This window comes from Streptosporangium sp. H13245, assembly GCF_055690525.1.
In genome coordinates, this window is record NZ_JBSZKT010000071.1 from 1 (window position 1) to 9,893 (window position 9,893).

The 9,893-nt window shown below is 70.6% G+C and carries 7 protein-coding genes; 2 read left to right on the top strand and 5 right to left on the bottom strand.

From position 1 onward, the window contains the following. Positions 1-409: 409 nt before the first annotated feature. Together ACW9TB_RS39245 and ACW9TB_RS39250 are read left to right on the top strand one after the other, a co-directional pair. Positions 410-1,498: an AI-2E family transporter gene (locus ACW9TB_RS39245; protein ID WP_472753194.1), complete on the top strand. Its 1,089-nt coding sequence runs from the start codon at positions 410-412 to the stop codon at positions 1,496-1,498. Between the two features lie 4 nt (positions 1,499-1,502). Then, on the top strand, positions 1,503-2,219 hold the full coding sequence (locus ACW9TB_RS39250) for a DUF6597 domain-containing transcriptional factor (RefSeq protein WP_472753195.1): 717 nt from the start codon (positions 1,503-1,505) through the stop codon (positions 2,217-2,219). 8 nt (positions 2,220-2,227) lie between these two features. On the opposite strand, the gene ACW9TB_RS39255 is transcribed toward ACW9TB_RS39250, so the two are convergent. From ACW9TB_RS39255 to ACW9TB_RS39275, 5 genes are all read right to left on the bottom strand, one after another. After that, positions 2,228-3,079: a PhzF family phenazine biosynthesis protein gene (locus ACW9TB_RS39255; protein WP_472753196.1), complete on the bottom strand. Its 852-nt coding sequence runs from the start codon at positions 3,077-3,079 to the stop codon at positions 2,228-2,230. 75 nt (positions 3,080-3,154) lie between these two features. Continuing rightward, positions 3,155-4,543 carry a hypothetical protein gene (locus ACW9TB_RS39260; protein ID WP_472753197.1) on the bottom strand — a complete coding sequence of 463 codons (1,389 nt, stop codon included), beginning with the start codon at positions 4,541-4,543 and terminating at the stop codon, positions 3,155-3,157. 182 nt (positions 4,544-4,725) lie between these two features. Then, on the bottom strand, positions 4,726-6,759 hold the full coding sequence (locus ACW9TB_RS39265) for a carbohydrate binding domain-containing protein (protein ID WP_472753198.1): 2,034 nt from the start codon (positions 6,757-6,759) through the stop codon (positions 4,726-4,728). Continuing rightward, a complete protein-coding gene (locus ACW9TB_RS39270) occupies positions 6,756-8,426 on the bottom strand; it encodes a carbohydrate binding domain-containing protein (protein WP_472753199.1) in 1,671 nt (556 codons plus the stop codon). Before ACW9TB_RS39270 ends, ACW9TB_RS39265 begins: the two co-directional genes overlap by 4 nt. Positions 8,427-8,553: 127 nt before the next feature. Next, a partial coding sequence (locus ACW9TB_RS39275; protein WP_472753200.1) for a cellulose binding domain-containing protein occupies positions 8,554-9,893 on the bottom strand: 1,340 nt, incomplete at its 5' end.

Genomic DNA, 9,893 nt, shown 5'->3' on the forward strand with positions numbered 1-9,893 from the left:
CTCAAGAAACGGACGCGTACACCATCACCCTGACCAACCAGCTAACCGGTCAGAACTCCGGGGCGTTCCATTTCGTATCACTATCTTATCGAGACTGTCGGTTTCGTGTCAAACTGTCGGATTCTCCGACGCTCGACTCGACCCCGCCGAACCCGTTAGGATTGCGACCACCCCGTTTCCAGGGCAACCCCTCTAACTTACTCCAACATCCGGTCGTTGTCCAACCGGATCTCGTCGTGACGCACGCGCCCCAACGAAGGGAGATGATCAGAAGGAGGGTCCCGAGGCTCCGGCGATCTCCGCCAACCCCCTCGGGCCTGTGAACTCTATGTACGTCGCCGAGCTCCGTCAAATCGAAGCGCGCGCCCTGTCATGACGTGTTTCTCACCCGCGGGGTAGGGGGTCCGTTATGACGGACCAAAGAGTGTTGCCCAGGGCGCTCGTCATGCTCCTCTGCGCCGCGGGCGCCGTGGTCACCCTGGCGGGGATCCGGGAGATCGGGTCGATCGTCGGGCCGGTGTTGCTGGCCCTGGTCCTGGTGATGGCGGTCTCCCCGGTCAGAACCTGGCTTCGCGGGCGGGGCGCGCCCGGGTGGACGCTGGTGGCGGTCCCCCTGGCGATCGTGCTGCTGGTGCTCCTGGGTATGGTGGCGATCCTGACCGTGGCGGTCGCGCAGATGGCGACCCTCGCGCCCACCTACGACGCGCAGTTCAACCAGCTCGTCGCGGAGGCGCAGCAGCAGGCGGCCAAGCTCGGCTTCGGTACCCAGCAGATGAACGAGGCGATCAACTCCTTCGACCCCGGCAAGATCTTCGCGCTCGCGCAGGGATTCGTCTCGGGACTGCTGGGCGTGTTCTCCGGGCTGGTCCTCATCGTCGTCCTGCTCCTGGCCATGTGCCTGGACGCCCAGGCCTTCACCAGGATCCTTGCCATGGGGGCGGCACGCAGGCCCCGGCTCATCGGGGCACTCAACGACTTCGCCCACAAGACCCGCCGCTATCTCCTGGTCTCGACGGGGTTCGGGCTGGTCTGCGCCGCGTTGGACGTGACCGCACTCTGGATTCTCGGCGTGCCGCTCCCCCTCCTCTGGGGCGTACTGGCACTGATCACGAACTACATCCCCAACATCGGCTTCGTCCTGGGGCTCATCCCACCCGCACTGCTCGGCCTGCTGGAGGGCGGGCCCAAAACCCTGGTCTTCGTGATCGCCTCCTACGTACTGATCAACTTCGTGGTGCAGTCGCTGATCCAGCCGAAGTTCCTCGGTGACGCCGTCGGCCTGTCCACCACCGTCACCTTCCTCTCGCTCATCCTGTGGACGTTCGTCCTCGGTCCGCTGGGCGCGCTGCTGGCCATCCCGCTCAGCCTGCTGACCCGCGCGCTGCTGATCGACAGCGATCCCGACGGTGACTGGGCCGCCGCCCTCGTCTCCGGGGACGTTCCCGACGACGAACACCCCGTACCGGAGAAGAAGAGGACCTCACCGCCCGTACCCTGAGGGCATGTATCGCGAGTGGGCGCCGGGCCCCCGCATCGCCGGGTGGGTGGCCTGCCTGTGGATCAACGAGTCGGCCTCCGTCACGACGCAGCTCGTCGTGCCCGACGGGTGCGTGGATCTGGTCTGGGGCCCGGGGGGAGCGCAGGTCGCGGGGCCCGACACGGGGCCGAAGGCCGTCCGGATGGCGCCGGGTGACCGCTACACCGGGATCCGGTTCAGGCCAGGCGCGGCGGGCGGGCTGTTCGGCGTGCCGCTCGACAGCCTGCGCGACCTGCGGGTACCGCTGTCCGACCTCGACCCCCTGGCGAGACTGTCCGATCTCGAACCGCTCACACCGGGACCGCCCACCGGGCCGGACGGAGTCCGGCGGGCTCTGGCCGTACGGCTGCGCGCGGCGCCCGGCCCCGATCCGGCCGCGCTCGCGATCGCCGAGGCGCTGAGGGCGGGGCGGAGCGTCAGGGAGGTCGCCTGGGACCTGGGAGTCGGCGAGCGGCAGCTCCTGCGCCGGTCCCTGCGGGCCTTCGGGTACGGGCCGAAGGTGCTGCAGCGGGTGGTCAGGTTCCAGCGGGCGCTGCGGCTGGCCAGGCGCGGCGTCACGGCGGCCGAGGCCGCCGTGCTCAGCGGGTACGCCGACCAGGCCCACATGGCGAACGAGGTACGGCGGCTGGCGGGGGTGCCCCTGGGCCGGTTGCTCGACCAGTCCGGTGGCGGGCCCGCCTGACCGGGGGATCAGGCGGTTTCCAGCGCGACCGCTCCCCCGCTCACCCGGCTTCGGCCGTCGGGGGAGGCGATCGAGACCTTCAGCGTACTGGGCCGTCCCATGTCCACCCCCTGGATGACCGTGAACTCCGGGGAGCCGGTCCCGAGGACGCGCAGGTAGCCGCCGAACGCGGCGGCGGCGGCCCCGGTGGCGGGGTCCTCCACGACGCCCCCGACCGGGAACGGGTTGCGGGCGTGGAAGCGCTCGTCGCTCTCCCGCCAGAACAGATTCACCGTCGTCCAGCCCTGGCGGGTCATCACCGCCTTCAGCCCCTCGTAGTCGTAGTCGAGGCGGGCCAGGCGTTCGCGCGAGGCCGCGGCGATCACCAGGTGCTCGACGCCGCCGAACGCGACGTGCGGCGGGTAGGCCGGATCGAGCTCGTCGCGGGACCAGCCGAGGGCGGCGAGGGCCTCCTCCAGCGCCTCCTCCGCGACGGGCCGGGAGTGCGTGGGGACGCTGGTGAGCGTGGCGCGGAGCGCGTCGTCGGCGATCTCGGTGTCGACGACGATCTCGCCCGCGTTGGTGTCGAAGACCAGACGGCCGGTCCCGAGGCGTTCGGCCAGGACCACCGAGGTGGCGATCGTGGCGTGCCCGCAGAAGGCCACCTCCGCCGAGGGGGCGAAGTACCGGACCCGGAAAGCGCGCCGCTCGTCGTCGCGGGCGGTCACGAAAGCCGTCTCGGAGTATCCGACCTCGGCGGCGACGGCCAGCATCTCCGCGTCGGAGAGCCCGGCCGCGTCGAGGACGATCCCGGCGGGGTTTCCCCCCTCGGGATCGTGGGTGAAAGCGGTGTAGCGCAGGATTTCCACGGTGCTCGTCACAGGACCGGAATTTAGCAGCCCGTGTCGCCCGCTCCCGGGCCGGGCGGGCCCGGGAGTTCGGGTGGACGTGGCGGGTCAGGCGGACGCGGGAACGGGTGCCGAGGGTGGTGGGCCCTCGGAGGGCTCGGCGGGGGTTTGGGCGACCCGGCGCCCCCAGGGCATGGCGAGCGCCAGGATCGGCAGCAGCACGATGGAGGCCTGCGACCAGACGACGTGGAGACTTCGCCAGGTGGCGGAGTCGAACTGTGTCATGTAGAGGTAGCCGTACCCCGCCCAGAGGGAGACGCCGAGGATCGCCGGCCACGCGAAGCGGGTGGGACGGGCGATCAGGAACGGCATGAACCACAGGAGATACTGCGCGCCGAGCCTGGGGGTGGTGACCATGAAGGCGAGCAGCAGCGCCGTGGTGAGGTCGATCGGGTCGGCGCGGCGCCACAGGAAGGCCGTGATCAGCAGGGTGACGTAGATCAGGCGGGTGCCGAAGGTGGCGATCGCCTGGTTCAGGTCGTTGACGCCGTGCATGAGGATGGCGCTGTAGCCCCACTGGCCGACGATCGGGCGGACGTCCTGGATGACCCGGATGACCTCGGGGATCTGGCTCAGCGAGGTCCCGGCGAAGATCGGCAGGGTGACCAGGAAGAAGACGGGCGCGATGCCGGTGGCCACGAACGCCACGGCGCGGGCGCGGAAGGTGGGCAGCAGCAGGAGCATGCCGGGGATGAGCCAGATCGGCCAGCTCTTGGCGCACAGCGCCAGCCCCATCAGCAGTCCGGCGAACAGGGCGCGGCGCAGGGACGTCCGGTCGCCCTCGCGCGGGGCGAGGGCGACGCGGATCACTCCCCCGGGGCCGGCGGCGTGTCGTACGGCACCGGCGAGGCCGTGAAGCGCGATGCTCTGCCGGGCCAGCGCGAGCGGGTTGGTGGTCATGCCCGGCCGGTGGGGGTCGCCGGGGCCTCGGGCGACGACGAAGGCGGCGACGCCGAAGACCAGGGCGACCGGCTCGACCTGGCCGTGGACGGAGGCGACGAGGATGGCCAGCGGGTTGCAGGCGTACTGGAAGGCGCGCAGCGACGCCCTGGGCCCCCCGGCGAGCTTGCCGACCAGCGGGATCAGCACGATGTCCGCGACGACGGTGACCAGGCGCCCGCCGATCTCCCAGGGGATGCCCAGCCAGAGCAGGAGGCCGTAGACGTAGGGGATGGTCGGCAGGAAGTGCCAGCCTCCCGAGCTGCCCAGAACGGGGTCCTCGCGGTTCAGGACCGCCTCACCGGCGGGCTTGAAGCTGTTGATGAAGTCGACCGGTTGCCAGGTGTCCGCCGCCGAGGTGGCCATGATGAGCACCCTGAAGGCGATTCCGACCCCCAGGATGACCAGCAGGGAGGGCTTCCAGCCCTTCCACTGCGCGACCAGGGCGAGCACGACACCGAGGACGAGGACGAACCCCGTGAGAATTGCGTAGTCCATGACGGCCCCTAGCCTGCCGGACCTGGCGACCAACCAGCCACCCGGATTTCCAAACCGAGACCACTCTGCCAGTTTTCCCGGCCCGCGGAGCCGGGCCGCCACCGCGGGCGGCCGTCTTGGGACACGCGCGGAGGGTGAAACCTCGCCGCCGGAAGTCCGTCTCCCCCGGCGGCGAGGGGCTTTCAGCCCAGGCCGTCGAGGTAGGCCCGGTGGCTACGGGAGAACTCGAACGCGTTGTACCTGTCCCAGTTGATCGACCAGGTCATCAGGCCGCGGAGGTTCGGGTAGACCCCTCTCGGCCGGTACGTCCCGCAGTTCGTCCCCTTGGCCAGGCAGTCGAAGGCCTTCTGGACCTCGACGACCGTGGTGAAACCGTTACCCGCGAACGGGGCGGCGGGCAGGCCGATGGCGACCTGGTCCTGGCGCAGGGCGGGGAAGACGTTGTTCGCGTTGCCCCCGATGGGGAAGCCCGCGAGCAGCATGTCGGTCATGGCGACGTGGAAGTCGTGACCGCCCATGGTGTGGTACTGGTTGTCCAGCCCCATGATCGGCCCGGAGTTGTAGTCCTGGACGTGCAGCAGGGTCAGGTCGTTGCGCATCGCGTGGATGACGGGGAGGTACGAGGCGGCCCGGCGGTCGGCGGAGCCGTTGGGGCCCGGGCCGTAGAACTGGTAGCCCAGCTGGACGAAGAACGTCTCCGGGGCCATGGTCAGCACGAATCTGGCGCCGTACCTGGCCTTGAGGGTCTTGAGCGCGGAGATCAGGTTGACGATGACCGGGGTGGTGGGGGCGGACAGGTTGGTGTCGCCGTTGTCGAGGTAGAGGGAGTGGCCCTCGAAGTCGATGTCCAGGCCGTCGAGGCCGTACTTGTCGATGATGGCGCCCACGGACTGGACGAACTTGTCGCGGGCGGCCGTGGTGCTCAGCTGGACCTGGCCGTTCTGGCCGCCGATCGAGATGAGCACCTTCTTGCCGAGTGCCTGCTTGGCCCGGATACCGGCGATGAAGTCGGCCTCGGACTCGACGTTGGGGCACTCGGCGACCGGGCACTGGGTGAAGCGGATGTCCCCCGAGGTCACCGAGGTGGGCTCGCCGAAGGACAGGTTGATGACGTTCCACTCGTTGGGCACGTCCGCCATCCGAATGTAGCCGGAGCCGTTGGCGAAGGAGGCGTGCAGGTAGCCGACCAGCACCCGCTTGGGCAGGTTGCCGGGGGGCGGGGTGCCGGTGACGGTCGCGGAGACCGCGCCGGACCTCGCCGACTCACCGGCGGTGTTGGAGGCGCTCACCTGGTAGCTGTGCGTCCCCGCGCCCGGGGTGTCGGTGTAGGTGGTCCCGGCGGGCGTGCCGACCCTCGTCCCGTTGCGGTAGACGTTGTAGGCGGTGGCGCCCGAGGAGGCGTTCCATCTCAGTGCGACGTTCGTGCCGCTCACGGTGGCGGCCAGCCCCGACGGCACGGCCGGGAGCTGCGGCTGGCCGGTGCCGACGGTCACCGAGACCGCGCCCGACCTCGCCGACTCGCCGGAGGCGTTGGTCGCGCTCACCTGGTACGAGTGGGTGCCCGTGCCGGGGGTCTCGGAGAAGGTGGTCCCGGTGGCGGTGCCGACCCTGGTGCCGTTGCGGTAGACGTTGTAGCCGGTCGCGCCGGAGGAGGCGCTCCAGCTCAGCGAGGCGGTGGTGGCGTTGCCGGTGCCGGTGAGCCCGGTGGGCGCCGCGGGCGGCTGTCCCTGCCCCGGCGCTCCGTCGAGGACGACGTCGTCGGCCTGGTAGGCGCCCTGGCCGTACCAGCTGTTGACGTAGATCGTCACCGAGGTGGTCGAGGCGCCGGTGGTGAACGAGGTCGACAGCTGGGCGTACGACGAGGGCGAGGACGTCCAGGTGCTGGGGTCGGTCCCGCCGGTGCCGGTCGCGCCGAGGAAGACGTAGCCGCCCCTGACCCAGGCCGACAGGGTGTAGGCCGAGGAGGGCCTGACGCTGACCGTCTGCTGGCAGCGGGCGGTGTCGCTCCCGGCGGGGGTGGCCTGCAGGGCCCCGGTGCCGCTGTGTACGGGCGAGGACACCGCCGTGGCCCCGGAGGAGGCCGTGCAGGTCCAGCCGGTCAGCCCGCTCTCGAAGCCGGGGTTGACCGCGATGTTGGCGGCGTGGGCGGGTGACGCGGCGAGCATCGTCCCGCCCAGCGCCAGTACGGCGATCGCCGCGAGTTTCCTGAACCTCATCCGGTGAACCCCTTGAAGATGTTGGTGAACTCCCAGGCGGACTGGGAGATGCCGCTGCAGGTCGGTGAGACCTGGCCGGTCGGGCAGCCGCCGTTGTCGCGGGCGCTGGACCAGAAGCCGATGAAACCGACGTGGTTGGTGTTGGCCCAGGCGAGCAGCTTGCGGGCGTCGGCCTGGGTGGTGGTCATCCCGGTGTCGTTCCTGCCGATCATCGGGGTGAGGCCCAGCAGTTTCTTGAGCTGGGCGTCGGTCTTGGCGGGCCAGACGGTCCTCATCTGGGCGAGCGTCGCCTGCGCGGCGGCGATCATGGCGTCGCCCCAGTTGCCGGTGTAGCCGAAGTTCATCAGCATCGGGTTGACCATGACGTTGAGGCCCCTGGCGGCGGCGTCCTGGAGGATCGACAGCGAGAACGGGTCGACGCCGTAGTCCTGGCCCTGGATGCGCAGGGTGTAGCTGATCACGGTGCCGCGCTCGGCCTGGAGCTGCCTGAGGGCGGTGTTGACCTTGGCGGCGTCGATCGCGGCCTCGACGTCGACGTCGAGGTGGTTGGTGCCGACCGTGTCGAGGACCTTCTTGTAGGCGGTGACCAGCGCGGCGGAGGTGCCGCAGACGTGCTCCAGGTAGGGCCCCATCGCGCCGCCGGTCGCCACGATGACCTGGCCGCCCTGGGCCTGGAGCGCCCTGACGTCGTTGACGATCCGGGAGTCGTTGATCGGGATGGTGCCGCCCCAGGCCGGGTTGCAGCCGCTGCTGTCGCCGAGGGCGAAGGCGAGGGTGTAGTTCCGCACCCCGGTCGCCGCCGCCGCGCTCACCAGGGAGGGCGTGGGCATCGTGATGTCGATGTAGGGGGCGTACCTGATCTCGCCGCCGGGGGGCGGGCCGGTGTCGCGGCTCGTACGGCCGCTGACGGAGGCGGTGTAGGCGGAGCAGTTGCCCGCGGCGTCGCAGGCCCGGACGCGGAAGCCGTAGGCCGTGTCGGGGTTCAGCCCGGTCGCGGTGTGGCCGGTGCCGGAGCCCGTGGCGACCGCCGCGCCGTTGTCGCGGGAGACCTCGTAGCGGGCCACGCTTCCGGAGTTGTCGGTGGAGGCCGACCAGCCGAGGGTGAGCGAGGTGGCGGTCGGGCCGCCCACGGTGAGGTTGCCCGGTACGGTCGGCGGGGTCGTGTCGCCGGGGACGCCGGTGCCGGGCGGGCCGTCGAGGACGACGTCGTCGGCCTGGTAGGCGCCCTGGCCGTACCAGCCGCTGGTGTAGATCGTCACGGTGGTGGTCGAGGCGCCGGTGGTGAAGGGGCGGGACAGCTGGGTGTAGGCCGACGGGGAGGAGGCCCACGTGCTGGTGTCGGTGGTGCCGGTGCCGCTCACCCCCAGGAAGACGTAGCCGCCGCGCACCCAGGCCGACAGTGAGTAGGACGAGGACGGCCTGACGCTGACCGTCTGCTGGCAACGGGCCTGGTCCGAGCCCTGCGGGGTGGCCTGGAGGGCCCCGGTCCCGCCGTGTACGGGCGAGGAGACGGTCGTGGCGCCCGAGGAGGTGGAGCAGGTCCACCCGCTCAGCCCGTTCTCGAAGCCCGGGTTCGTCGCGATGTTGGCCGCGTGGGCCGGTGTCGCGGCGAGCATCGTCCCGCCGAGCGCCAGCACGGCGGCCACGGCGAGTTTCCTGAGGTGCATCCGATTTACCCCGCAAGGATCTTTAGGAGGGTGTCGTGGGGGCACGGCCCGCACCCCGGGCGGGGGTGCGGGCCGTACGGGTCTTGCCGGTCGTACGGGTCTTGCGCGCTTAGAAGGTTTCGCGCGGTCAGAAGCCTGCGGTGACGCGGGTGAAGTCCCAGTCGTTCTGGGCGATCCCGCTGCAGGTGGAGGTCACGCCGCCGCCGGGGCAGGGACGGTCGCGGTTGACCGCCCAGTAGGCGAAGCGGGTCAGGCCCCTGGCCTTGGCCCAGTCGCGGATCTGGGTCCAGGCCGCCACCGTGGTCAGCTCCTGCTGGTCGGACAGGCCGTTCATGCCGGAGATGCCCATCCGGGCGTACGCCTGCGCGTCGGTCCAGCCGTTGGCCGCCTTGAGCGCGTTCTTCAGGCCCTCGGAGGCGTTGATCGTGTCGTTGTAGATGTTGGAGCTGCCGAAGTCGAACGGCATGATCGTGTAGTTGTCGATCGGCACGGCCAGCGCCTTGGCCTGGTTGATCAGGCGGATGCCGTGGGAGGTCGGGCCGGTGGTCGAGGTGCCGAAGGTGACGACGACCTTGACGTTCGGGTTGTTCTGCTTGACGATCTTCAGGCCGTTGAGGATGCGGTCCTGGACGGTGTAGTTCTCGAACTCGTCGGTGTTCTCGATGTCGAAGTCGACGACCGCGGGGCCGACGGCGTTGATGACCTGCTGCACGGCACCGGCGAAGGCGGCCGGGGTGGAGCAGTTCGGGCCGAGCTTGTTACCGGACCAGCCGCCGAAGGAGATCTGCACGCTGCCGCCCGCGGCCTTGATCTGGTTGATCGCGGTCTGGTCGGCGCCGCCGGTCAGCGGCCTGGAGCCGTCCCAGGCGGGGTTGCAGCCGCCGCTGGACAGGATGAACGCCATGGTGAAGGACTTCACGCCGGTGGCGCTCATGACGGACGCGGGGTTGGGCGGGCTGCCCCAGCCCATGTAGAGGTACGGGGCTCCGGCCATCTTGCCGCCGGGCGGGGGGTTGGTGCAGCCGGTGGTGGTGGCGCTCACCGCTCCGCTGGCGGCCGACTCCCCCTGGGCGTTGTACGCCTTCACGGTGTAGGTGTGCGAGGTGCAGGTACCCAGCGAGCCGATCGTGGTGCTGGTCCCGGTGACCTGGGCCCGCTGCGTGGTGCCCTCGTAGACCCGGTAGCCGGTGACGGTGCCGCTGGAGGCACCCCACGACAGGGAGATCGAGGAGTTGGTCGTCCCGGTGACCGAGGGGGTGCCGGGGGCGCCCGGCGTTCCGGGGGTGCTGCCGCCGCCGCAGGCCGCGCCGTTCAGGGTGCAGTTGGACGGGGTGGCGCTGCCGGGGGTGCCGTTGAAGCCGAAGCTCGCGGTGGCGCCGGGGGCCAGGGTGCCGTTCCAGCCGACGTTGGTGAAGGTGAACCGCTGCCCGCTACGGGTCATCGACGCGTCCCAGAAGGACCCGATGT